We start from the raw sequence: 25,578 nt of genomic DNA on the forward strand, positions 1-25,578 counted from the left end.
CTTTAATGTGTTAAGTTAAAATTAAGACTGTGAGGGGGAAAACGGAACGTATTGAGGATGAAGGGGTATGCGCTAAATACAAAAGGGCCGGGGGAAAGCCCTGAAATACAAAAGACCGCGCTGCCAGTGCAGTGCGGTCTTTTAATTCAAACAAATATGATTCTATCCCTGCATTTTCTCTTCCAGTTCCATTACCTTTTCAAATATGGTTTCGTAATCGGAATTGAGTTTTGCCAGGTCTGCATTGGTCTTTTTATAGGCATCTTCCGTTGCCCGGAACTTGTCTTTGTTCGCGTAGATCTCCGGCTCCGCCATATCTGCTTCCAATTGCTTCAGTTTGTCTTTTAACCCGGCGATCTGCTGCTCCAGCTGCTGAAACTGGCGTTGCTGCTTTTGCAGCTCTTTTTGCAGGTCCTTGTCTATGGCCGTTTTGGGCGTAGAAGCCGGTTTAGCGGGCTGCGGCTGGGCTACTGAAGGACTTTTTTTTTCCTTCTCAGGTTTGGCCGGTAAAGCAGCCAGTGCCTGGCGCTTTTTCCATTCTTCCCACTCGCCGTAGGTGCCTTTGAATTCTTTGATCTCCCCGTCCACGATCTCCCAGATCTTGTTCGCGGTTTTGGACACAAAATAACGGTCGTGGCTTACCAGCACCAGGCTGCCTTCGTATTTACCGAGGGCGTCTATGAGCATTTCCACGGAATTGATGTCCAGGTGGTTCGTGGGCTCATCGAGCATCAGGAAGTTCGCTTTGCCCACAATCACTTTTGCCAGTGCCACACGCGCCTTTTCACCGCCGGAGAGTATGCGGATCTTTTTGAACACATCATCGCCCTGGAAAAGGAAGCACCCGAGCAATCCACGTAATTCCATTTCCGTAAGGCCGCTACCGCAGCCTTTCAACTCTTCGAGTATCTCGTTTTCGAGGTGAAGCGATTCCAGCTGGTGCTGTGCGTAAAAGCTGGTCACCACGTTGTGACCCGGCACGCGTTCGCCGGTGTAAGGCTCTGTGCCTGCGATCACGCGCAGGAGGGTAGATTTACCCTTACCATTGGCCCCGATGAGGGCTATTTTGTCTCCGCGGTTGATCTCCGCGGAGGCGTTTTTTAGAATTTCCAGCTGGCCAAACGCTTTACCCACGCCGTTCAGCGTGCAGAGTATCTTCCCGGGCATTTTGTCCACGGAAAAGTTCATCCTGATCTTGGCCGGGCCGCCGTCCACCTGTTCCACGCGCTCGAGTTTGTCCAGTCTTTTGGCGATACTCTGCGCCTGGGCGGCTTTGGAGGCTTTGGCTTTAAAACGTTCGATAAAACGTTCCTGCTGGCGGATGTAATCCTGCTGGTTTTCGTAAGCGCGCTGCTGAAGGTCGCGGCGCATTACTTTTTCTTCTTCGTAGTCGGAATAGTTGCCGGCATAATGGTGAAGCTGCTGCTGGTAGAGTTCTACCACCTTGTTCACCATTTTATCGAGGAAATAGCGGTCGTGGCTCACGATGATCACGGCGCCGTTGTAGTTGCTGAGGTATTTTTCCAGCCATTCGATGGAGGGAAGGTCAAGGTGGTTCGTCGGTTCATCGAGCATCAGCACGTCCGGCTGCTGCAGGATGAGTTTGGCGAGGAGTACACGCATGCGCCAGCCGCCGGAGAACTGGTTGTAAGGGCGCTCGAGGTCTGCGGTGCTGAAACCGAGGCCTTCCAGTACGGTGGCGGTTTTGTGGCGGATATTGTAGCCGTCCAGCGTATCGAATTCATGCAGTTTGTCCGCATATTCATGCAGCAGCGCATCATCCTGCGAGTGTTCCAGCTTTGCGGTGAGCTCTTCGAGCTCTTTTTCCACTTTCAGCGCCTGTTCAAAGGCGGTCATTCCCACAGAAATCACGGAATTCTCCGTTTCGAAGCTCAACAGATCCTGGTTGAAGAACCCGAGGCTCAGGTTCCTGATCTTGTTGATACTGCCTTTCGAGATGGTATAATCCCCGTTGATAATACGGAGCAGCGTGGATTTGCCGGTACCGTTCAGGCCGATAAGGCCTACCCGGTCACCGGGAATAATGTGCCAGGAAGAATCCTCTATAATGGTTCTTGCGCCAAATTCAAATGTTATGTCCTGCAGGGCGATGAGCATACCTAATTGCTATTAAACCCGCAAAGATAGTATATTTTTTGGTCCTATATTTGAGGCAAAATGCACCGCATGAGAATTAAACAATATTTATGGATCATAGCCGCCGGCGCGGTATTCACGGCCTGCCAGCAGGGCGGGAAAGAGAATACCGGGACGGATTCCGCGGCTGCGGCCAATACTTTGCAGGCCCCGTTTACGGATGAATATTATGATTCGCTGAAAGTAGCCATGGCAGCCTATTACCAGCTCAGCAGCGCCCTGGTGAAGGGGGATACCATGGGGGCGGATATCGCCGCGATGGCATTAAAGTATCATATGGACAGCCTGCCCATCGCCCGGCTGGGGATAGACAGCAGCCGCGCGGCGGACCTGGCGGTGAGCACCGGCAGCATTTCCGCGGAGCTGGCGGGCCTGATCATCGAAAAAGGCGGGCTGGACAGCCGCCGGTCTTCTTTCCAGATGGTAAGCGACCAGCTGTACGATCTGCTGCAAACCACCGGTTTTAAAGGCAGGACCGTGTACCGCCAGCATTGCCCCATGGCATTCAACAACCGTGGCGCGCACTGGCTGAGCGATACCACAGAAGTCGTAAATCCTTATTTCGGGGATGAAATGCTGCATTGCGGGTCCGTGACGGATACTTTACAGTTCCAATAGCCGCACGCACCCTTTTTAACAGCAATAAAGCAGCTTCCTATAGACCCGTTACTTTTTTGATAAATCCGGCGGCGCCGGGAACAATATGCCGGCGCCGCCTGTATATACCATATCAGTTGATAAACCTGTAACCATGCCCCGCACCGCCGTAAGGATCTTCCTTTTCGTATATGCATGGCTGTTTGCACAGCAGGCTTATGCCCAGCAAGGGTATACAGTGAGCGGCTATGTACGCGACAGTACCACCGGCGAATCCCTCATTGGCGCAAGCATCGGCATCAAAGGCACTACCAGGGGCGTACAGACCAACACCTACGGTTTTTTCGCCGTCACGCTTCCCCCGGGTGAACATACGCTTGTTTTTACCTTCATCGGTTACCAGCCGCAGGAGCGGCCCGTAAAGGCCGGCGCGGACCGGAATGTGACCGCATTGCTGGTGCCCCGTTCTTTCCAGGCCAAAGAAGTGGTGATCACGGACCGGCGGAAGGATGAAAACATCAAAAATACGGACATGGGCAAGGTGGAGCTGAGCACCGAACAAATGAAAAAACTCCCCGCCCTTATGGGCGAAGTGGACCCGCTGAAAATACTACAGCTGTTGCCCGGCGTACAGGCGGCGGGAGAGGGCAACGCCGGTTTTTATGTAAGGGGCGGCGGGCCGGATCAGAACCTCATCCTGCTGGACGAAGCGCCCGTGTACAATACCGGCCACCTGTTCGGTTTTTTCTCCATTTTCAATGCGGACGCCATCAAAAACGTCACCCTCATCAAAGGCGGTATGCCAGCGAATTACGGCGGCAGGCTTTCCTCCGTGGTGGATGTGACCATGAAAGACGGCAACAACCAGCAATGGCAGGCGGAAGGCGGCATCGGCGCCATCGCTTCGCGGCTGAACATACAGGGGCCGCTGCAAAAAGACAAGTCCAGTTTTATGATCTCCGCCCGCCGGACCTATGCCGATCTGCTCGCCAAACCTTTCGTACGGAAAAGCAGTTCCTTCTACGGTTCCGGGTATTATTTCTATGACCTCAATGCCAAAGCAAACTACCAGTTCTCCGCCAAAGACCGAATCTTCCTGAGCGGTTACCTCGGCCGCGATGTATTCCGCTTCCGCAACGGGGACAGAAGTTTTGAGGCGCACATCCCCTGGGGGAACAACACCGCCACGCTCCGCTGGAATCATGTGTTCAATAAAAAACTCTTTGCGAACACCTCTCTGATCTACAACGATTATAAATTCTCCTTCGGCGCCATCAATGAAGGGTTTACTATTCAACTGAATTCCGGCATAAAAGACTACAATGGCAAGCTGGACTTCGACTATTTCCTGAACCTGAAACATCATATCAAATTCGGCGGCAATTATATCTATCACACCTTTACACCCAGCTCCGTATCCGGAAGGCAGGACACTACGGTATTTCAGCCGGACAATGCCGCGCGTAAATACGCCCATGAAGCCGCGCTGTACATCCAGGACGACTGGGAGATCAGCCCGCGCCTGAAAGCCAATATCGGCCTGCGGTACAGCGGTTTCCGGCAGATAGGCCCCTATACCCGCTACACCCGCAACCAGGATGGTAACAAACTGGACAGCACCGTATACGGGAGAGGGCAGGAGGTGCGCAGTTACGGCGGCCTGGAACCCCGCCTGCTGCTTCGTTATGCCTGGAACGACCGCGAATCCGTGAAAGCCTCCGTGACGCGGAACAACCAGTATATCCACCTCGTGACCAATGCCGGCAGTACCTTGCCTACAGATATCTGGGTGCCCAGTACCTACCTCGTCAAACCGCAGTTCAGCTGGCAATATTCCGCCGGTTATTTCCGCAACTTTGCGAACAATAGCTGGGAAGCCTCGCTGGAAGCCTATTACAAGGACATGCGCAACCAGGTGGAATACCGCGAAGGATATACGCCTTCCTTAAAGGACCCTGAAGAAGAATTTGTATACGGCAAAGGATATGCCTATGGGGCGGAGCTGTTCATCCACAAAATAAAAGGAAAACTCACCGGCTGGATAGGTTACACCCTTGCCTGGACCTGGCGGCAATTCCCCGCCTTGAACGGTGGCAAACGTTTCCCCGCCAAATACGACCGCCGTCATGACCTCGCCGTGGTAGCCAGCTACGAGCACAGCCCCCGCTGGACGTTTTCCGGGGTGTTTATCTTCGGCTCCGGCAACACTACTACTTTACCCGAGAAGTTTTATTTCCTGGACGGCGTGCTCACCCAGGAATACGGTGATCTCAACAGCTACCGCATGAAACCCTATCACCGCCTGGACCTCTCAGCCGTGTATACCCCCAAAAAGAAAAACCCGAACCGCAGGCTCACCAGCAGCTGGGCTTTTTCCATCTACAATACTTACAGCCGGATGAATCCTTATTTTATCTATTTCGACCAGACGGGGAACGTGCTGGACGGGAGCCTGGAGATCAAAGCGAAACAAGTGTCGCTGTTCCCGATCATTCCTTCCATTACCTGGAATTTTAAATTCTAATCTTCCCTGCCAGCACTGAACGCCTCCATGTACTTATCAATATATTCCTGCTTTTTCTTCAGCTTGTACTGCATAATGAACCGTGGATGTTCTAAAGGAATAATCCGGTCGAATAACTTTTCCTTTTCATTGAGGCGTAAAATGAAGTCGGCATTTTTGCCGGTGCCGAGGCAATAACCTACCGCCCGGTCTATGCCGAAGGTGGTTTGTTTGCGCAGATTTTCCAGCATAAAATCATACACGGCCTCTGTAAGGGCTTTGCTGTCGTAGTAATTATAGTTCACGACCTTTCCGCCGGGTTTGTCCACCGTAAAACCCAGCGGGCTCATGGCGCCGATATAAAAGTCTTTGTAAAAAGCGGCCGGGCCTCCATAGGCGGCAATCACATCATAGACATATACGCTGCTCACTTCGTAGGCCGGCGGGCCTGGGAAATGAATACCACAGGGATCTTCCAGTCTTTTGGAATCCGTGAAAGGCACGCCGGTGAGCGCCGCGCCGAAACGCCCGGGGTTAATGCCGATGATCATGCGGCGGGTGTGGGTATCGTTGTAAAATTTCCGGTAGAACTGTTTCATGACTTCCACTACCATGGGCTGTTCCGCAAAGGGGTTCATGATGTTCACGCCTTTGGGCAGCTGGCCGGTGTAATGGAGATGGGTGTTGAAGTGGATGATCTTGTCCGCGAAAGTTTGCATCCCCAAAAATAAGGTTCCGGGAGGAAAAAATGTTCGCTGCATTTGCGGCCATTAAATTATTTAATATTTTTACCCGCATGATGAAAAAATCCCTGCCTGGAGTTTTGATAATTATCCTGAATGTTGGATTCACTTACCTGATGTTGTTCGCCTGTGTTTTAGCTGATTTTTTTTGGTATGGGGAAGGCGCAATGTCCGTTAAAAATATGCATGTAATGCCCAGGGTCTTCGCGGTTATCCAGATATTGGTGCTGTCCCTGTTGTTCTGGCGAAAGAAACTCATACATGACTTTACCACCTGGCTTATTTGTATACTCACCTTGCTGGTGCTGTTTAAAATTCATACCTAGCCTGGTGATACCGGGTATGCCGGTTCATGCCAAATGAATAAAGCCCCTGCAATCGCAAGGGCTTTACTGTTTATTTACCAGCCTTCGCCTCTTTGAAATAGTCCGTCACTATTTTCTGGTTCTTCCGCATAAGCTCTGCCTGTTCGGCCGGCGTCATGTTGAACTTGAGAAGGTCTGTGCCGGTAACGTCCAGCTGGATGATGTGTTTGTTGTACTGGTAACTGGTTTTGGTGACCTGTCCGGCGCCGCTGCCAAACAGTCCCAGTTTGAGGTACGTACTCATGTAATGCCCGAAGTTCGTGAGGGTATTATCTTCGGCGCGGGGGCCAAGACGGAACAGCAGGGCGCTTTCACCGGGGAATACGCGGATGGGCGCGTTATCGAAATACCCGCCGTCCACCCAGAGCCCTTCCCATATTTTACCTGCATCCGCGCGGTCCTGCGGCGGCACGATTTGATCCGCAAAAACCCTGTCTATGAGTACCGGCTTAAAGATCAGCGGCAGGCTCATGCTCATACGCACAGCCGTGGCTATCGGCAGGTTCGGCGTGGTATCCCTGGACAATATCTGCACATTGCCCGTCCTGAAATTCACGGCGGTAAATTTCAGGTCTATCCCGAATTTATCCACCACTTCTTTCATCGTCCACCATTTTACGCGTGCGTCGTGTGTGTACTGGAAACTGCTGGACCAGTCGATGAGTTTCTTTTTGGGATCGGGGCGCATTTTCATGTCCACGACATGGTTGAAGAAATAATGGATCTTCATCCCGTTGAATATCCCGAAATCCATAAACACGCTGTCCCTGAAGTCACCCAGGTTCGCCATGATCTGATTGAGCAGCCGCACCTTGTACACCGGTTCCGTCCGGAGAAAGTTGGCGTGCCATTCGCTGCTTTCGATCTTGTCGCGGAGGGATTGCCCGTCATCCATGATAAAACTTTTCAGCAGCCACCTGAGGATCCAGTCCGGCACCACGGGTATCATATGCAGCAGGGTGTTCACCAGGTGTTCCTTTTCGATCAGGAAACGCGAGAGTGCCGGTTTGTTCGGCACGAAGTTCATCCGCGTGCCGGGTTTGAATACCATGGAGGGATCGGGCCCGTCAAAGAAGTCTTCAAAATCCGCTTTCAGGATGTTGGCGATGTCCAGGCTGGAATGCCCGGTGCCGAGCAGCATAGCGGTGATAGCGCCCGCGGAAGCGCCGGATATGCCTTTGATTCCGGCGGGCAGGCCGTTTTCCACGCGCAGGATCATGTGATCTTCCAGCGCCCTGATGGCGCCGAGAAAAGCATTGCCCTTTCCGCCTCCGCCTTCAAAGGAAAGGTATTCCACTTCCTCAGGGCTGAGGGGTTTATCTAATGAAGTCATTGTATTATAATTTGGGCCGGTGGTCAATTCTGCGTGTTACGGGGAAGGGTAGCATCTGGTTGCAGCATTACCAGGCTGGTGGGCAGGGAGTATTCCCATGGCTCGTCCACCGGTGTGCCTTCGGCGCCGCCTTCCGTCTGCTCCTGTATCTCCTGGACAATGGAGAGGTACAGCGGATCGTTCACCTGCGGCACCTGCCCGCCTTTCCAGATAATGCCGGTGGCCAGGTAAAATGCCATCGCTTTTTCAAAATTGCTTCTCACCGGTACTACCACTCTTGCCGCGCCCGCGTCCAGGAAAGCGCCGAACTTCGGGTCCTGGTGACCTTCTGCGGTCAGTATCTTCGGCCACTCGGCGGCATCGTTGTAGAAGTAAGGATAAAGGGCGAAGGTGAGGTTCTGCCATTCAAAGGCCTGCTCGAACCACTGGATATGATCGCGCTCCATACGGGCCACGTCGAAGTTGATCTTCCCGTTTGTCACCGCCTGCTGGTTGAAAGGCGGCTGGTCAAAATAATGCTGCTGCAGCATGGCGATCACGGAGCGTTTCAGTTCGGTCCTTTCCGTGATGCGGTTGTCCGCCGGGTTTTTACCCTGTACTGCTATGATTTTCTCCATGCCGGTGGTGGCCAGGAACTCGCGTACTTCCTGCTCGTATTGCAGCTGCTGTTTGTTCAGGTGGTCCATGATCTTCGCATAAGCGGCCAGTTGCCATTTCTCCAACTGCTCTTTGCGCAGCACACATTCTATCACGATGTTGCAGGTATACCCGTAGAGCGATTCGCAGCGGATGCTTACCGGCACGCTCTGGGTCTGTACTTCCCCGAAATCAAAAATGCCCAGGTGGCCTTCCGCGTCACCGTCGCCGGTGACCTGTTTGTTGATCCACTGGTTGCCGACGGAGAGGGCAAAATAACCGCCGTTTTCGGTATGCGTCCAGCAGAGGTAAGTGGCCCAGAAGCGGCGGCCTTCGTATTCTGCGGGGATGGTCAGTTCGTTGTTGGAAACGAAGTTGCGCACAAAGTCCTTATTCTCTTCGTCGCTGAGGTGCAGGGCCTTGCTCACGGTCACCAGCTCAGGCTGCGGCGCATCCAGCTGCGGGCCGTATTGTTTGCTCAGCTCCAGGTAGTTGCCACGGGTGATGGAAGAGGGCTGGAAATCCGGACCGGGAAACACGGGTTTCTTTTTCTGAATGTGCTCAGGTATTTCGGGGTTGTCAAACTTTCCGTTCACTGCTTTTTTGAGGAATGCGGCGGGCTCGGGCACGATAAATTCCAGCAGCATACGTTTTCCGTAGTCGAACACCTGGGCTTTGTACTTTTTGTTCACCCAGCGGTAGATGCCGGTGACATGCCTGTCGCCGCGGCTGTTGTCTATCGTGTGGCGGTTGTTTTCCTCCATGGTCACGACGGTACGCACGGTGCGCTGCTCTTTGATCCGTTCGTTCACGCGTTCGGAAGAGCGGGCCGTGATCTCTTTGGCGTATTGGGAAGACGTTTTGTTGGACTCCTCGCGGGAAGTGCTGGTGGCATAATCGAAGGTGGCGGTAGCTTCTTTGATCACGCCGTAGGAGGCGGTTACGCTGGCGCCGATGGACATATCTGCGTCTTCGGCCAGGGTGCGGCTCACTTCGGACTGCATTTCAAAACGGTCCGTAGTTTCCAGGTCGCGCTGGGTGGTTACCTCCGTTTCCGTTTCCACGAACACGGTTTCTTCGCGGGTGGAGCTGAGCTTGTGCGTACGTTCGCGGCTTTCGCCCCGCAGCGCGTTTTCGATGTGGGCCACTTCGCCCAGTTCATAACTCACCCATTCTTCTTTTACCACGCGCAGGTCGCCCATAGAAGGCTGGCGGGAGAGGGCGTTGCCGGGCGCGTTTTCGAGGCGGGGCAGCACCATGATGCCCTGGGTGAGGAAGTTAAATACATAATCGGCATCCACGCTGTAGCTCACGTTGTTCCCGGTTACTTTTTCGGCTTCCGCCAGCTTTTCCAGCAGGCTGAAAATGTAACGCGCACGCAGCAGTAATTCCCGGAATGCTTCGCGGCTGGAAGGGGTGGATACCACGCCCCAGAGGAGGTTTGAAAGTTGGGTTAACTCACTTTTGAATGAATCAAGCTTCACGAGGTCTTTCAGACGCAGATTGGTTTCCTTTTTAACGGTTTCGCCGATGGTTTCGGCACGCAGGCGGTTGTTGCATTTGAGCAACGCCTGGTCCACCTGGTAAATGGGGGTGATGAGGTTGAGCTCTTTAATGTCTTTGGGGTCCTCGTTGTCGTCCAGGAAAATTTTCACTACTTCCGCTGCGGCGGCGCGGGTAATGGGGGCTTCGTGAGCGAGGGCGGGGGACTGGCCGGGAGGGAAAAGGGTAATGAGTTGTTGTTTCTCATTGTCTTTGGGCATACGTTGTACAGACCGCTTGGACACAAAGCGGAACAGATCAGTTCTCATTGTTGGGTGTTTTTTTGAGGTTAAATAAAATACCAAAGGGTTAAATGCTTCCTTACAGGGGTTATATGCGGCTAACAAATTTGAAGATGCAAAGATAGGGTGGGCATCAACCCCTGACAAGAGAAATGGTACGCTGAAAAAAAATTGCGTAGAAATACGGGTGGTAAAAAGACGATAAGGGTTTGCGGGGAAAAATTGCGTTTAAACGGTGTGCTGACGGGGCTTTTTAAGCTGCGCTGTTTGTACCGGGGGAAATATTGATTTATTTTAACGTACAGAATGCAGAATAACGAATAAGGAAACTATTTTTTTTAATCCCACCATATGATTAATACGAACCTCCTGGGCAGCCTTTGCCTTGCATTGACCATCCTGGCAAGCGCCTGCTCAGACCATGGCAGCGGAATGCCCATGAACTACGAACCGAGCCCCACAGTACGCAAGAAAACCGCTCCGCCCGCCGATATAAATCTCGGCAAAAAATACCCTTCTTTCGGGAAGTATGACCTGAAGCGGTTCAACGCCCAGTTCGACAGCCTGCGGGCTATTTACACGCATATGAGCCCCAACATCGTATTTATTGCGGAGAGAAGCGCCACTACCGCCAGTGTGCTGGTGATCAACGGCACTAACGCTTATTTTTACGATCTCACCAAAGGAACGGGAAGAGATTATTCCGGGTTCGATATCGGGAAACTATACAGGCTGGGCCACATCTCGTACACCGGGCTGGAAGGGCTTTCTGCTGTTCCGCTCGACAAACTCCCGAAAAAACTGGAGAGCGATTACAACGTGTATTTTTATATCGCATCCAAAGGAGAACTGCTTGAGTTCACCGGTTCGCACCTGGCTTCTGCGGAAGATAACAGGGTGAAGGAATTGTTCGCGGCGTGTGAAGAGAAGTTCAGGTAATGGCTGTGTATCAGCGGCCATACGTACATACCAGGTAAAAAAACAAAGTATGGTATAAGCGATAAACAGCAGGCTTATTTTATTGCTGGCACGCATCATTTTCCGCGTGCTGTTGCGTTCGTGCTCCTCATAATCCGCCGGCCACTTCAGGGTAAAGGCGGAGAGGAGGTATGCTGGCATGTGGGACTTTCCGGCCAATCCGGTGAGGCCACGGAACTCTTCTTTTTCGATCCTGTCATAGATCAGGTAGTTCAGAATGAAGTGGACGCAAAGATTCCGGCCCAGCTCCAGTAAACCCAGGCGCTGTAAGTTGTTAGAAATTCAATCATGCTGATTAGCTTGCAAACAATGTACAAAATCTCCGCAATTCGGAGAACTTCCCGCATTTCATTTTTCTCCCGCAAATTCAGTTAAATTGAAGCAATGATCTGCAAGAAATACCAGCTACTACGGCGATATCCAAAAACTTTTCTTAGAGAATAATGTGGTAAAATTTATTTTTACAGATCATGCGCCTCACCCACCATCAACATTTCCCCGGCATCCCCTCCGCAAGTGGCCTCACTTTCCACCAGGCCCACTATTACATCATCGGCGATGATGCCACTCAACTATTCCTCCTAAACGCCGACCTTACCCCCGCAAACCAAATCCCTCTTCCTGGAGACACCACCCAAAAGCGCCTTCCAAAACCAACAAAACACGACTGGGAAAGCCTCAGCACCATCACCACAAATGGCAGAACAGCATTATTAGCCCTCGGCTCCGGCTCCCTCGCCCCATACCGAAATGCCGCCCTGCTCTTTTACCCGGATACACAAAAGATCGAAACAAAAGACCTCAGCAGCTTCTACCAGCAAATCAGCCGGGGCACCGACCTGAACATAGAAGCCGCCACGGAGATAGGAGAGAAACTCCTCATCGGCAACCGCGGCCACCTCGGGAAACCTGAGAACATCCTCATCCTCTGCGATACCCAGGAAATCTGGCAGAAGGAGGTACAAACCCGCACCTGCCAGCTGATCCTACCCAAAGAACCCAACTTCTCCGGCATCTCAGGCCTCGCATGGCTCCCGGGGAAAGACTGGCTCTATTTTACCACCTCCACCGAAGAAACCGCCAGCACCTACGACGATGGAAAAATAGGAGAGAGCCGCATCGGCATCATCAAAAACGCCACCAAAGCCTTGCGACAACCAAGGGTAGGCCCTGACGAATGGTTCCCTCTCGAAAAAGTTCATCCCGTTTTCAAAGGCCAGAAGATCGAATCCATCTGCCTGCGGGAATTAAAAGACGCACTCGAGATCACGCTTGTGGCGGACAACGATGATGGCGGCAGCCATCTTTTCCGGTTGTTGTTTTAATATCACAAACCGCATAAAACAAAAAGGCTGACGTTCTCACGCCAGCCCTTTTGAATGTCATAAGACCCCTTCATCAAATCGCCGGGTCCGGCGGTGTCACGGGGTTGTTATCCCTTTCTATCAGCGGATACGGATAAAAATTGCGGTTCCTTTCTTCGCCCGGCTGGTTAGGCCCGGGGCGGCCAAAACGGCGGCTGTCTTCCAGCTCCTGGCCGCAGAGGAATAATTCCAGCCTTCTTTGTTTATAGATGTCCGTGAGCAGCGCCGGCTGTGTCATAGCCCCGCTGTATGCCGGCTGTGCGGCGCCGATACCGTAGATGTCGGTCGTTTTCGTGCGTACAATGTCCAGTGCGGTTTTGGCCTGTGGGAACATGTTCTGGCGCGCGTAGTTTTCAGCGGCGATCAGGTCCATTTCACCAGGCAGGTACACCGGGTAATTGGCCGTGGTATTCAGCGCAAAGGCTTTCAGCGGGTAGGTGGTGGGGCCGGTGCGGCTGATATAAAATCCCACGCGCGGATCGGTGGCGGCGGGTACCGGGGCAAGCCCGTTGCGCAGGCCCAGCGTGGAATCGATAGCGCCGAACACATTCACGGTAAAGTTCCATTCGCCCAGCGGGTTGGTGGTGGCGGTTGAAAAGCGGAACTCCGATTTGATCAGCCTGCTGGCGGCGGCGGCGGATGCGATGGCCTTATTGCCAATGGCCGGGTCGTAGGTGCCGGTGATCATGCTTTGGATGTTGTAATACCTGGCCAGTAGGGCTTTTACTGTATTTTTTACATCGATGCCCGGAGGTACCTTACCCAGGAACTTTGTGCTGGGGGCGGTGGTGGTAAGGTCCGCATCAACGGCTTCCAGCAGGGCAATGGCCTTTTTCAGCGCCTCGGCACGCGGGCTGAATGCGGCGTTGTCTTCCGTTACCAGCGGTATCTGCTCGTAGAATTGTACCAGGGTGCCCATGCTCAGCGCGTAAAAGATGCTGGCGTATGCTTTCAGGCCTACTTTATCGCCGGCGTCCGCGGCAACATTCAGGTTGTCGAGTACCGTCTCCGCTTCCACACGGGTGAGGAGGCATTGCGTCCACATTTGCGTGACCACGGAGTTGTTCAGCGTAATGGCGCCTTTGCCGGTTTCCAGTTCCTTTTCGGTGGTATTACCAATGTTCAGCGTATATAATGCATACACACTATAGGCGCCGCCAATGGGCGCGCAATACAGGGGGCTCTGGCGCCCGATCGTAAAGCGCCGTTGAAGCCCGGCGCAGAGCGTCATTAATGCATCCGGACTGGTCGTTACACTGGGTACGGAAGCCGCGCTGGGGTTGATATACTCTTTATTGCACGACACAACCGGGAAGAGGCCTGCCAGCAGCAGCATTAAAGCGGTTCGTTTTATCCTTTGATTTTTCATGATGTTAGCTTTTTGAGATTAGAAACTGGCCCTGAAGGTGAACTGGAAAGTCCTGGGAATCGGTACGTTCCCGAAGTCGATGCCTCTCAGCACGGAGCTGTTGCCGCCTGCGTTCGTTTCAGGATCGAAGCCGTCGTAGTTGTCAAAACTTACCAGGTTGCGGCCCACCAGTGATACGGACGACGTGCGGATGAACTTTGCGAAAGCAGGCAGCTCATAAGAAAGCGACACTTCGCGGAGTTTCACATACGAGGCGTCTTCGATCCGCCATTCTTCCGTGTTGTATACTGAGAAGATATATCCCCTGGGCAGTTCCCCTTTGATCTCCCTTTCGGAATAATCGCCGATGCCTACACCCTGGCGGGTCCTTCTGTCCGCATTAAATACGTCTTGCCCCAAAGCGCCGTCGAACAGGAAACTGAAGCTGAGTTTTTTATACGTCAGCAGGCTGTTGAAGCTTAAAATCCAATCCGGGTTCGGGTTGCCGATCACTTTACGCAGCAGTACCTTCTGTGCGTTGATCGCCGCGATGGGCCGCCCTTCGGCATCCAGCGCCATGGTTCCTTTGCCGTCGCGTTCAAAATAGTTGCCGTAAAAAACACCTACGGACTCACCCGCCAGGATAACGGAGCCCGATCCTGCGGCATTAGCGAGCGAAATGGGCGTCACCTGGCTGGAAGCCGTTACCAGGTTTTTGTTCCTGCTCAGCGAGCCGCCTACATTCCAGGAGAAGTTTTTAGTGTTCACCGGCATGGCGTTGATGCCCAGTTCCCATCCTTTATTGGTGAGATCACCCACGTTTTCTACGCGTGTGCTGCCGCCTGAGGACGGCGCCAGCACACGGTCTACCAGCAGGGAATTGCCCACGATCTTTTTGTTGTACACCGTAAATAGGATGCCCAGCCGGTTGTTCAGGAAGGAAAGGTCCGTCCCGAATTCGAATTCGCTGGATCTTTCAGGTTCTACCAATGCATTGCCCAGGGCCGTATTGATATTGTAAGTGGCCACGCCGTTCAGGCTGCCGGAGATGTAGTTGGAAAACCGTTCGTAGGAGCCAATGCCGGTGAGGTTGCCCGCCAGGCCCCACGAAGCTCTCAGGCGGGCGGAGTTAAACCATTTGCCACCCATATCCTTCCAGAAACCCATATCGCTGATGTTCCAGGAGCCGCTCACTTTGGGATAGAAATAGGTCCGTGTATCCTCCGGGAAGGAGGTGCTGCCGTCTATACGGCCGGCGGCGGTCAGGAAAACAATGTTTTTATAACCGAAGGTCTGCTGTAAAAAACCACCGAATACCTGGCGCTGATCGTAGCTGTATTGCGGATCCAGCTTGGTGGCGGCGCCATTGATTGTAGTGATACCGTTCAGCAGGTCGCGGCCCTGGTTGACCAGGCCGGTAATCTTCTGGTATTGGTGATTGAATCCCGTCGTGGTAAGAGAGGAGAAATCTCCCAGCTGTGCGTTGTAGGAAATATTGATATCGTTGTTGATCAGGAAAGAATTGACCATCGCGCTGGATACATACCCCAGGCCTTCCTGCGCGGAGATGTAAGGGTATCTTTTGATCAGGTTGCTGCCTTCCTGGCTGAAGTTGTCTATACCGAGAATATAATCGATACTGAGCCCTCTCACTGGTTTGATCTTTATTTGCAGGTCGCTGATGGTCCTGCTCACGGCCTGGGTAAGGTCCATGTCTTCTATCACGCTCAGCGGGTTTACACGGGTGGGCTCCACGCCTTTGAGGTTGCCGGCTGCGTCGCGTTCCTCTATGTTATAGAGATTGTTCGTGATGTTTACCGAATTGATCGGGCTCCAGAATACGTTGCCGTTGGGCTTTTCGTTGGAAAAGCTGTTCGTGTAGGCTACGCCGCCGGCCACAGTGATGTAGTCGTTGATCACCTGTTCGATTCTCGTTTTGAAATTGAACCGCCTGAAATCCGTATTGCGGATAATGCCTTCGTTTTTATAAAAACCGCCGGAGAAAAAATATTTCGTTTTTTCCGTACCGCCACCGAGCGAAATGTAGTTATCGGTGCCGAGGCCGGTCTGGAAGATATCGTCCTGGTAATCGTAGCGGGTCACGTCCACCAGGTCTGTGGACAGTTTCCTGACCTGCCCGTCCGGCCGGGTGTAAGTGATGATGTTCCCCGGTCCGTCGCTGATATTGCCCAGGCGTAGGGCTGCGGAGCCAAACTGTTTGCCGTAGGTGGAGATGTAGACCTTTTTACGGAGCTGGTTCATTATGATGCCCGTACTGAAATCTATCGTGAGCCGCCCGGCCTTCCCTGACTTCGTGGTGATGAGCACCACGCCGTTGCTGGCCCTGGAGCCGTAAATGGCGGAAGCGGATGCGCCCGGTATGATGTCTATTTTTTCAATATCGTTAGGATTAATGTCAGCCATGCGGTTGGTACCCACTTCGTTTGTGGGCGGATTACTGGACACTACGCCCGCGGCGGCGCTCACGTTCAGGTTATTCACATTTGTAGTGGCATTGCTGACGATTACACCGTCTATCACGTACAACGGCTCAGAAGAACCTTTGATGGTACTGGTGCCGCGCATCCTGACGGAAATACCGCCGGAGGGGTCGCCGGAGGTCTGCGTGATCTGCGCGCCGGGCACTTTGCCCTGCAGGGCCGCGCCAATGTTGCCGGAGCCGGTGTTAAGCAGCTGTTTGGCGTTCACGGAATTGACCGTGTTGCCCAACTGTTTCCTGGATTGCCGGAGAGAGGAGCCGATCACCACGATCTCATCCATGTTCAGTACGTCCTCTTCCATGATGGCATCAGCAGAGGCGGCGGCGCCGCTTACGCTTATAGCTTTATGGACGGTTTTGAACCCGATACCGGTGAACTCCAGCGTATAGCTGCCCGGCTGGATGTTGGCCGTAAAATTATACTGGCCGTTTGCGTCAGAACTGGCGCCTGTGGTGGTATTACGAAGCTGTACCGAAATGCCCGGTACCGGCGAACCGTCCGCCGCCGTCACCTTCCCGCTGATACGAACCTGGGCCATGGCCAGCGTGGCTACCAGTTGCAGCAGGAGTAGCAGCGGAAACGTTTTCCATCTTCCATGTTGCTTTTTTAGTGGATTTGTCATAACGAATAAATTTTGGCGTTGTAAAAAAGATAGTATTTCACCTACAGGGCGTAGGGCACGGCATGCCGGTTGACGGGGCTATAGCCGCTTTCTCATTGTTCACATTTTTATCTTACAGCATTTCTCAGAGTACTTCCATGCCCGCTTCACGGTATGGTTTCAGGAGTAAATCGTTTGGGTCCAGTTCCGTAATGAGTGTATCTATATCCGTTGCGTCGCAAACTTTGAGCCGTTGGGAAGTATTGATCTTTTCTGAAATTGAAAGGGAAATAACCCTGGATGAAGATTCCACCATCGCCTTTTTGATCTGTACCACGTCCAGGTCGTTGTCCGTAAGGCCGGCGTGAATGTCTATGGCATTGGTGCCCAGGAAACAAAGGTCCGCCTTTACCTGGCGTATCTGCGCGATAGCCGCGCCGCCCACGGTGATCCTGGAGTTTTTGGAGAGCCGGTCGCCGATGATGATCACGTCTATATGCGGATGCGCTACATACTCAAAAGCCGCCGGCAGGCTACCGGTAAAGAAAGTAGCGCGCAGGTTCTCGGGGAGTATCCTGGCCATTTCCAGGATAGTGGTGCCGCCGGTGCTGAATACGAACATACCGTCCTGTATCAGGTTCACGGCTTTGCGTGCGATCAGCCTTTTTTCGGCGAGTGAATAAATGTCTGTGTGGGATGAATTGTGGAACGACCTGGAAAGTGCGCCGCCATGTACTTTGATGATCCTGCCGGCCTCCGCCAGTTCGTTGAGGTCCCTGCGGATAGTGTCTTCGGACACGGTAAGCTTTTCCACGAGGTAAGTGGTAAGCACCTTGTTGTGGACGTTGATCTCGTGAAGAATAAAGTTTTGCCTTTCTTCCTTCAGCATATAGCAGGGATTATGCTAATGAATATAGGAAAAAACATGCAGATTCCGGCAAATAAATGCATTATTCTGTTCTAGTACAGGCATAATCCGGCATCATATATGCATGTTTTTGCATTTATAGGCGGGGAAATCCTGGTTTACGGGATGCGCCGGCGAACCCTGAGGGGTGCGGATCAGGCATTTACACAATCGTGATTTTGATAGATTAGTGATTAAATTCTTTTTTGATCCTTACCAGGAAATCCTTCACCGGGAAAAACTGGTTCATCTTACCCCGCGCCCGCATGTCCAGCAATCCCTGCTCCATTAGCCCCATCAGATCCGTGCGCGCGGTCTGGTTGCTTACGCCGTACCGGTTCTGGATCTGTTGTACGGAGAAATAGACATCCTGGTCCTGGATGATCTCCCGGATAATGAGGATCTGCCGGTCGTTGAAGGACGTTTCCCGCAGCAGCACCAGCGCGCTTTTCTTTTCTTCTGCTTTGCGCGCAAGGTATTTTTTCAGGTCTTCCAGCGCGGTGGCAATGGATTTGAGGTTGTAGATGAGGAAATAAGTAAGATCGTTTTCGTCGGCCTCCGTATGCAGGTAGGCTTTGGCGTATTGTGCCTTTGAGCCGAGGATAATGCGTGAAAGCGGCATGTATTCGATCAGCCAGTAGCCCTTTTTCACCAGGTACCAATAGAACACCGTACGCGCCGTGCGCCCGTTCCCGTCCGAAAAAGGATGGATATATCCCAGCATAAAATGCAGGAATATCCCTTTCAGGATAGGGTGTATAAAAAAGGGATGTTTTTCTTCATCGTTGGCAAACCGGCAAAGATCCGCCACCAGCTGATCCAGCTGATCGTGTGGGGGAGGGGTGTACACGGTTTGCCCGGTCTGCACGTCCACCACGTTCACTTCGTCATCTTTCCTGAAAGCTCCTTCTTCCGAGGGCTGCGGCAAGGTCTGGCTGGTAATGATGGCATGCAGCGCGCGGATGGAAGCAGGGGTGAAGGCTGCGTCTTTATTCGCCAGTATCCATTTCATGGCCTCGTAATTGTTCAGGATCATCTGCTCTGAAAGATTTCTCGGTTTCCGGTTGTTCTCCAGCATCTCCCTGGCTACTTTCCGCGTGGTGACGGAACCTTCCAGCTGGCTGGAGGCAATTGCTTCCTCCATCAGTGAACTGGCGAGGTAACGGGTCCTGTCTTCGTCCGATATGATGCCATCACCCTGTAAAGCGCCGGGCAGTGTAAGATCAAAGGCATGCAGGTAGTTCTGTACTATGGAAGGGGTGCCTACCTGGAACACAAATCCTTCCAGCGCGGAGAACTGTATCCGCTGGTTACTCACCCGCAGGGATTTTACCGCCGCCCAGAGGCGTTTTTCATCCATGCCCCAATCTTTGGCGGCGTATTTCCATTTGTCCCAATAGGGATATTTGTTTTCGTTCAGGTCCAGGAAATGCTGAAAACGGCCTTTCTCCCTGAGCTCATCCAGGATGCTCCGGTAGTTGTATTTGCTGGAAATATACGGGGGACGTTCCGGTCGTTTCATATTTGTTCCTAATTTATACAAAATTAGGAGTTATTTGGAAGAAACGTGATAAACAATCTCCAGGCGGGTCGGGGGCCATTTTTAGAACTGCAAATCCATTCCGCAAGCGATAATTCCCGATTCTTTTACCACCGCCGCCCCATATCAGTCAGATGACCGTATTTCATCATCCGTAAATACAGGCAATTGTGCGATCAATTTCGTAATTTCGCATGCATTTTATTTACGAACAGGATTTATGATCAACATTACATTCCCGGATGGCGCAGTCAGGCAGTACGAGCAAGGTATTACAGCACTGGACATTGCTAAATCCATCAGCGAAGGCCTCGCCCGCAAAGTATTAGCGGCAAAACTTAACGGACAGGTGATAGACGCTACCCGCGCCATCACGCACGACGGCACCCTCCAGCTTCTTACCTGGACGGACGCAGACGGTAAAGCCACCATGTGGCATTCCTCCGCCCACTTGATGGCAGAGGCGCTCGAAGCCCTGTACCCGGGAGTGAAGTTCGGCTACGGCCCCCCGCTGGAAAACGGCGGCTTCTTTTACGATGTGGACCTGGACGGCCGCGCCATCTCCGACGAGGAGCTGCGTAAGCTGGAAGCCAAAATGAGCGAACTGGCCAAACTGAACAGCGTGTATGTACGCAAAGAGGTTCCCAAAGCCGACGCCATCAAATATTTCACCGAAAAAGGCGATCCCTACAAGATAGACCTCCTTCAGAAACTGGAAGACGGCTCCATCACCTTCTATACACAGGGCAACTTTACCGACCTCTGCCGCGGGCCTCACATCCCCAGCACGGGTTTTATAAAAGCGGTAAAACTCACGAACATCGCCGGCGCGTACTGGCAGGGCAATGAGAACAATAAGATGCTCACCCGCATCTATGGTATCACTTTCCCTTCCCAGAAAGAGCTGGACGAGTACCTGACCCTGATCGAGGAAGCCAAAAAACGCGACCACCGCAAGCTGGGGAAGGAACTGGAACTGTTCGCCTTCTCCGAAAAAGTAGGCCTCGGCCTGCCTTTGTGGCTGCCTAAAGGCGCCATGCTGCGCGAACGCCTGCAGAATTTCCTGCAAAAAGCCCAGATTGAAAGCGGTTACCTCCCTGTAGTAACCCCGCACATCGGCAGCAAGCAGCTGTACGTGACCAGCGGCCACTACGAGAAATACGGCAAAGACAGCTTCCAGCCCATCCATACGCCGGAAGAAGGAGAGGAGTTCATGCTCAAACCCATGAACTGCCCCCACCACTGCGAGATCTACAAAACGTCCCCGAAATCCTACAAGGACCTCCCGGTCCGTTTTGCGGAATTCGGCACCGTATACCGCTACGAGCAGCACGGCGAGCTGCATGGGCTTACCCGCGTCCGTGGCTTTACCCAGGACGATGCGCACCTGTTCTGCCGCCCGGACCAGGTAAAAGAAGAGTTCGAAAAAGTGATCGACCTGGTGCTGTATGTGTTCAACAGCCTGAGCTTTACTGATTTCACGGCACAGATTTCGCTGAGAGATAAGGAAGACCGCAGCAAATACATCGGTTCAGAGGAAAACTGGAAGATAGCCGAGCAGGCCATCATCGATTCCGCTGCCGAAAAGGGCCTTACCACCGTGATAGAATACGGGGAAGCGGCTTTTTACGGCCCCAAGCTGGATTTTATGGTAAAGGATGCCCTGGGCCGCAAATGGCAGCTGGGTACCATCCAGGTGGATTACAACCTGCCTGAGCGTTTCGAGCTGGAATATATCGGGGCGGACAATAAGCCGCACCGGCCGGTGATGATCCACCGCGCGCCCTTCGGCAGCCTGGAGCGTTTTATTGCTGTACTGATCGAACATTGCGCCGGGAAGTTCCCGCTGTGGCTCACTCCCACACAGGTAAAAATCCTCCCGATCAGCGATAAGTTCGTGCCATATACAGAAAAAGTAGCAGAATTGCTAAAAAAAGCGGAAATTCGCGCTGAAATTGATGACAGGAACGAAAAGATCGGCAAGAAGATCAGAGAGGCGGAATTAGCGAAGATTCCCTACATGCTGGTGGTAGGGGAAAAAGAAGAGGCGGAAGGAAAGGTATCCGTGCGCAGGCAGGCAAAAGGCGACCTGGGCGTGATGAGTATCGAAGAATTCACTGGCATCGTGAGCGAAGAAGTGACCAATCGCAAACCTTTTGAATGATCCGTTTGTTCTAATAAAACAATTTTAACCATTGCAATGGCTTGCCGGTTTAAAATAAACAGTCCACCGTCAGCGCCATTATTTTTATCTAACAATTCAACATTTTAATGCAACAAGGACCAAGACCAAATTTCCGGGGCAGAAACCCCAATTTCAGAAGAGAACAACAGCAGGAACATCGTACCAACCGTATGATCCGTGTACCCGAAGTGAGGCTGGTGGGCGATAATGTGGAGCCGGGCGTTTACAGAACCGATGATGCATTGCGCATGGCGGAAGACCTCGCGCTGGACCTGGTGGAAATCTCCCCCAATGCAGTCCCCCCCGTATGCCGCATCATCGACTATAATAAATTCCTCTACGAAAAAAAGAAGAAGGAAAAGGAAATGAAGGCCAACGCTCACAAGAGCGAGGTGAAAGAAATCCGTTTTACGCCTAATACAGACGATCACGACTTTGATTTCAAAGCCAAACACGCCGAAAAATTCCTCAAAGAAGGCAACAAGGTAAAAACATACGTGCAGTTCAAAGGCCGCGCCATCATGTTCAAGGAACGTGGTGAGCTCATCCTCCTGAAATTCGCCGAACGCCTCGCGGAAGTAGGCGCCCTTGAAGGGATGCCGCTGATGGAAGGTAAACGTATGATCGCGATCTTCGCGCCCAAATCGGCCAAGAAAAAACCGCAGGGCCCCAAGGAACCGAAGGAAGAACGCCCGGAGCGTCCGGAGCGCGCCGAACGTCCGGAACGTCCCGCAGGTGAGGCCCCCGCGCCGCGCCCGCAACCCAGCGAGCAGCCCCAGGCAGCTCCCGTACGCAGGCCCATCGAGATAAAATACGCGAAGCCGCCGCAACACAAACAGCCCACACCCGCACCGTCTCCCGCACCGGAAGACAAACCCGCGGACAACAACGGCAGCAACTAAGTTTTAAGTGTTATTTCGAAATAGATTCTAATAAAAAGCCCTGGCGATCGCCGGGGCTTTTTTGTGCCTTATGATCAGCCTGTATTTTTAATCCCCGTGGGCGCGTTTCCCGCCGCTCTTTAGCGCACCCAGTTCCTTCAGCGTCCTCATCCCGCGGCTCCTGATGCCCGGCGTGGCTCCTTCCCGCAGATGATCTTCTATCAGCATCACGATCTCCCCCCTGATATCCGGGTATATCTTCGCCAGGTCGCCGAGCACCTTCATGGAAAAGGCTTTCACGGCAATGGTCTCCTTCGGGTCTTCCAGGAACTGGAAACAAAAGTTCATCACCGGCCCCTGCAAGTCCTCAGGAACGGGCATATCGCGCAGTATACGCACCACATTCCGCTTTACAGCTACCGGTATGCCCGGATGGCCCATGCGGTCCACCATGGCCGCCAAATGAGGCTGTATAAGCGCCGGGTGTTTTTCGGCTACCTGGCTCAATATCCAGGCGGCACGCTGTACCACGCGGTATTCGTCGTACAGGAAAAGATCGGCGAGCCGCGCGAGGCGCACAGGATCGTTTCCCACCCATGCGGCGATGGCTGCCGTGTTTTCTTTTGAATGTTCGCGGAGTATTTCAGACCGTAGATCCATATCCCGAAGATAAAAAAAGAGCGGCCACAACGGGCCGCCCTTTTTGAATATCTGATACACCGGGATCTTATTGCACGATCAGTGCGGATACGTTTGGCGCACGGACGCCCGTGGTGCCTTTGTAACCGCGTGAGAAAAATGTATAGATGCGCTGGTTGCTCGTGGCAATGCTCCTGCTGGCCAGTATCGCGCCGGTAGGGCCGGTGCCCGCCTCACGGATGTAATAAATATACGTGCCGTTCGGAACGTTCCTGTACTCCGTCACCTGTTTGTACGCCACATTGGCCGCAATCAGCACGGTGCCCTGGTAGAAGTCCACCGCCGCCACGTTCGGCATCAGGTGAAGGCATTTGATACGGGCCAGGCTGTCCGGCGCCTCGGTATCATCGTCCACCATTACGCCCACGGCATTGGGTACAGTATCCGTCACATACAGCGTGTACCGTTTATTGGCCGCCAGCGATTGGGAAAAGTTCAGCACATTCACGGAATCCACATCCGTGCCTACTTTCGGCGCGCTCACGTCCACGTTCGTTTCGCCGGGCGCTACGTTCAGGTAATCGCTGTTATTCGACCCGCCGGTGTTCAGCCCGCCGCCGGGAAATGGTGTGGGATATGCCACGATGCTGCTTACCCGCTGGCCGTTCACTTTTATCTGTACCCCGGGATTGTTCACACTGGGAGTGAAGATGCCCACTTTCAGCCTCACCATATTTTCCACGGGCGTACGCTCCGTGATATGGAAAGTATTTTTTTTGCAGGCCGCCGTCATAAAACAAACGCCCGCTATTAATCCGATGATGTATGTTGCTTTCATATTTAGACAGATTTACGTTAGGGAACCATGAACCACATTGGTTTTGTATGATAGTTTATCTCCAGTGCGCCGATGCGAGCCAGCTCGTCCTGGTTCCAGACATACTCTGAATTGTACCTGGGCCTCGCCCTGCATACCAGCAGTCCTAAGTTCTGCGAGGAGAGGGTAGCGGGCAACACAAATCCTTTGTACACCGGCAGGCCGTTCCTCGGGTCGGGTATTACGCCGTAGTAGAACCGGCGCATGTCCACCCAGGTTTCGGTAAAGCCCCATCCCCAGAGCGCGATATATTTCTGCAGCATAATGTCCGCCATGGTGAGATCCGCCGCCGTCCGTTTTACGTTCGGGCTGTTCAGGTAAATGTCCCGCTGTGTGTTGGAAATAGTGGAACCGTTGTAGAGCACGTTATTGTTCCGCGGCATTTTGGAATTATTGATAAAAGCAAAATGCGCTTTGATCCCCTCGGTGTATGCTGCCAGCGCCGTGGTATAATCCGCCATGCGGTAAGCCGCTTCGGCTTTGATAAACTGTATCTCGGAATAGGTCATCACCGGCGATACCACTTTATCCCTGAAAAGATATTTACCACCATTCGGTGTAAATACGTTGGCGCTGGGGTTTTCATAGATGCTGTCTCCCCAGGGCACTGCCACGCGTTTCCTGGCATTGGCCGTGCCGGAAGCGTTCGGGTCGCCCGCGCCGGGGTCCACGCCGCGGTAGCCGCCGTTGCCGTTCGTCGTGTCATTGCTGGTGGACAACATATGACGGATACGCGGGTCGCGGTTCTCATACACGCTGGTATCTCCCGCCAGGATAGTCCCGTCCAGCAGCTGCACGATAAAATTGCTTTGCCTGAAAAACGTCAGGTTATTCCGGTAAGGGCCAAAGAAATTGGTATCGTCGTTTTTGGTGGCGTCGAAGGGGATCATGAAATCATCGTCGATAGAGGCCAGGGAGGCATTGCAGTATGCGATCACTTTGGCGGGGTCGTATATCGTTTTGTTGGAAAGATGGTTGTAATTGCGCGCCAGGATGCCGTTCACAAATTTGATCCACTTCTGGTTGCTGCCGCCAAGGGCGTAGTCGCCACGGCTGAGTTTGTTGTTCGCCGGGTTCAGGTCGGTACGGTTCAGGTAAAACAACGCGGAATCGCACCATACGCGTACGCCGTTGTATACCGTATCCTGCCCGTCGAATTTAAAGATGGCCGTGTTTTCCTTGAACGCCTCGGTGAAGATGATTTCTCCATGGTGATCGGTGCAGCTCTGGAACATAAAGGCCATCAGCGCGTAAGCAGCGCCTACGTAATCCCACTGGCCTTTGTCGCGGCCCACGGTGATGATATAACGCAGGTTTTGCCCCAGCCCGAAATAGGTCTGCCGCCATATGTCGCCATTGGCGTCGCTGGCGCCGGTGTACCCCATCCTGTCAAAGTTCACGTCCGCGGCGCGGGTGCTGAGATCTGAATTCCAGTTCTGGATATAACGGCCAATATACCTGGCGTCATATTGTGTCCCGCGTGGTATGCCCGCCAGCTGCGTGGGAAATACGGATGCGGCGTCCGGGTTCTGCGGGGTATCGGGATCGCTGTTCACATCCAGCCACTTTTTACAACCCGCCAGTACGGTGAGTAAGAAGAATAGTATGATGAATATTCGTTTCATGGTAATGTTTTTTA

Annotated in this window: 18 protein-coding genes; 7 read left to right on the forward strand and 11 right to left on the reverse strand. The window is 52.9% G+C overall.

All coding sequences use genetic code 11. The features are described from left to right. Positions 1-162 precede the first annotated feature (162 nt). Positions 163-2,118, reverse strand: a complete 1,956-nt coding sequence (locus EG028_RS26020; protein ID WP_120515953.1) for an ABC-F family ATP-binding cassette domain-containing protein — start codon at positions 2,116-2,118, stop codon at positions 163-165. Between the two features lie 69 nt (positions 2,119-2,187). On the opposite strand from EG028_RS26020, the gene EG028_RS26025 reads away from it, so the two are divergent. Both EG028_RS26025 and EG028_RS26030 read left to right on the forward strand, forming a co-directional pair. Beyond that, entirely contained in the window at positions 2,188-2,775 is a 588-nt protein-coding gene (locus EG028_RS26025) for a DUF3347 domain-containing protein (protein WP_162946374.1), read from the forward strand. Between the two features lie 133 nt (positions 2,776-2,908). After that, positions 2,909-5,278 (forward strand): TonB-dependent receptor, encoded by a 2,370-nt coding sequence (locus EG028_RS26030; RefSeq protein WP_120516029.1) that lies wholly within the window; start codon positions 2,909-2,911, stop codon positions 5,276-5,278. On the opposite strand, the gene EG028_RS26035 is transcribed toward EG028_RS26030, so the two are convergent. Beyond that, on the reverse strand, positions 5,275-5,976 hold the full coding sequence (locus EG028_RS26035; RefSeq protein WP_120515951.1) for a uracil-DNA glycosylase family protein: 702 nt from the start codon (positions 5,974-5,976) through the stop codon (positions 5,275-5,277). The two genes, EG028_RS26030 and EG028_RS26035, sit on opposite strands and share 4 nt — an antisense overlap. A gap of 29 nt (positions 5,977-6,005) precedes the next feature. Here EG028_RS26035 and EG028_RS26040 point away from each other — a divergent pair, with 29 nt between their 5' ends. Further along, positions 6,006-6,326 carry a hypothetical protein gene (locus EG028_RS26040; protein WP_120515950.1) on the forward strand — a complete coding sequence of 107 codons (321 nt, stop codon included), beginning with the start codon at positions 6,006-6,008 and terminating at the stop codon, positions 6,324-6,326. 70 nt (positions 6,327-6,396) lie between these two features. Here EG028_RS26040 and EG028_RS26045 read toward each other — a convergent pair whose 3' ends face one another. Together EG028_RS26045 and EG028_RS26050 are read right to left on the reverse strand one after the other, a co-directional pair. Further along, complete coding sequence (locus EG028_RS26045; protein ID WP_120515949.1) at positions 6,397-7,698, reverse strand: patatin-like phospholipase family protein; 1,302 nt, start codon at positions 7,696-7,698, stop codon at positions 6,397-6,399. Positions 7,699-7,721: 23 nt separating this feature from the next. Continuing rightward, complete coding sequence (locus EG028_RS26050) at positions 7,722-10,145, reverse strand: hypothetical protein (RefSeq protein WP_123864799.1); 2,424 nt, start codon at positions 10,143-10,145, stop codon at positions 7,722-7,724. A 324-nt stretch (positions 10,146-10,469) separates the two neighbouring features. Here EG028_RS26050 and EG028_RS26055 point away from each other — a divergent pair, with 324 nt between their 5' ends. Together EG028_RS26055 and EG028_RS26060 are read left to right on the forward strand one after the other, a co-directional pair. Further along, the gene (locus EG028_RS26055; protein WP_120515947.1) at positions 10,470-11,057 is read left to right on the forward strand and encodes a hypothetical protein; all 588 of its coding nucleotides are present in this window, start codon (positions 10,470-10,472) and stop codon (positions 11,055-11,057) included. Positions 11,058-11,566: 509 nt separating this feature from the next. Next, positions 11,567-12,421, forward strand: coding sequence for a DUF6929 family protein (locus tag EG028_RS26060; protein ID WP_120515946.1), 855 nt, complete (start codon positions 11,567-11,569; stop codon positions 12,419-12,421). 73 nt (positions 12,422-12,494) lie between these two features. Here EG028_RS26060 and EG028_RS26065 read toward each other — a convergent pair whose 3' ends face one another. The 4 genes from EG028_RS26065 to EG028_RS26080 all read right to left on the reverse strand — a co-directional run bounded on the left by EG028_RS26065 (position 12,495) and on the right by EG028_RS26080 (position 19,339). After that, positions 12,495-13,829: a RagB/SusD family nutrient uptake outer membrane protein gene (locus EG028_RS26065; protein ID WP_120515945.1), complete on the reverse strand. Its 1,335-nt coding sequence runs from the start codon at positions 13,827-13,829 to the stop codon at positions 12,495-12,497. An 18-nt stretch (positions 13,830-13,847) separates the two neighbouring features. Continuing rightward, positions 13,848-16,931, reverse strand: a complete 3,084-nt coding sequence (locus EG028_RS26070) for a SusC/RagA family TonB-linked outer membrane protein (protein WP_120515944.1) — start codon at positions 16,929-16,931, stop codon at positions 13,848-13,850. Positions 16,932-17,055: 124 nt separating this feature from the next. Next, positions 17,056-17,799 (reverse strand): DeoR/GlpR family DNA-binding transcription regulator, encoded by a 744-nt coding sequence (locus EG028_RS26075; RefSeq protein ID WP_120515943.1) that lies wholly within the window; start codon positions 17,797-17,799, stop codon positions 17,056-17,058. Positions 17,800-18,004: 205 nt separating this feature from the next. Then, positions 18,005-19,339 (reverse strand): Fic family protein, encoded by a 1,335-nt coding sequence (locus EG028_RS26080; RefSeq protein WP_120515942.1) that lies wholly within the window; start codon positions 19,337-19,339, stop codon positions 18,005-18,007. 238 nt (positions 19,340-19,577) lie between these two features. Between EG028_RS26080 and thrS the strand changes: the two genes are divergently transcribed. Together thrS and infC are read left to right on the forward strand one after the other, a co-directional pair. Next, positions 19,578-21,521: a threonine--tRNA ligase gene (thrS, locus tag EG028_RS26085; protein ID WP_120515941.1), complete on the forward strand. Its 1,944-nt coding sequence runs from the start codon at positions 19,578-19,580 to the stop codon at positions 21,519-21,521. A gap of 107 nt (positions 21,522-21,628) precedes the next feature. Further along, the gene (infC, locus tag EG028_RS27990; protein ID WP_120515940.1) at positions 21,629-22,444 is read left to right on the forward strand and encodes a translation initiation factor IF-3; all 816 of its coding nucleotides are present in this window, start codon (positions 21,629-21,631) and stop codon (positions 22,442-22,444) included. Positions 22,445-22,531: 87 nt separating this feature from the next. On the opposite strand, the gene EG028_RS26095 is transcribed toward infC, so the two are convergent. The 3 genes from EG028_RS26095 to EG028_RS26105 all read right to left on the reverse strand — a co-directional run bounded on the left by EG028_RS26095 (position 22,532) and on the right by EG028_RS26105 (position 25,564). Then, positions 22,532-23,083, reverse strand: coding sequence for a hypothetical protein (locus tag EG028_RS26095; RefSeq protein WP_120515939.1), 552 nt, complete (start codon positions 23,081-23,083; stop codon positions 22,532-22,534). A gap of 67 nt (positions 23,084-23,150) precedes the next feature. Beyond that, positions 23,151-23,900 (reverse strand): DUF4397 domain-containing protein, encoded by a 750-nt coding sequence (locus tag EG028_RS26100; protein WP_120515938.1) that lies wholly within the window; start codon positions 23,898-23,900, stop codon positions 23,151-23,153. Positions 23,901-23,917: 17 nt separating this feature from the next. Next, on the reverse strand, positions 23,918-25,564 hold the full coding sequence (locus EG028_RS26105) for a SusD/RagB family nutrient-binding outer membrane lipoprotein (RefSeq protein ID WP_120515937.1): 1,647 nt from the start codon (positions 25,562-25,564) through the stop codon (positions 23,918-23,920). Positions 25,565-25,578: the final 14 nt, after the last annotated feature.

The sequence above is a fragment of the Chitinophaga barathri genome (genome assembly GCF_003807585.1).
GTDB classification, from domain to species: Bacteria; Bacteroidota; Bacteroidia; order Chitinophagales; family Chitinophagaceae; genus Chitinophaga; species Chitinophaga barathri.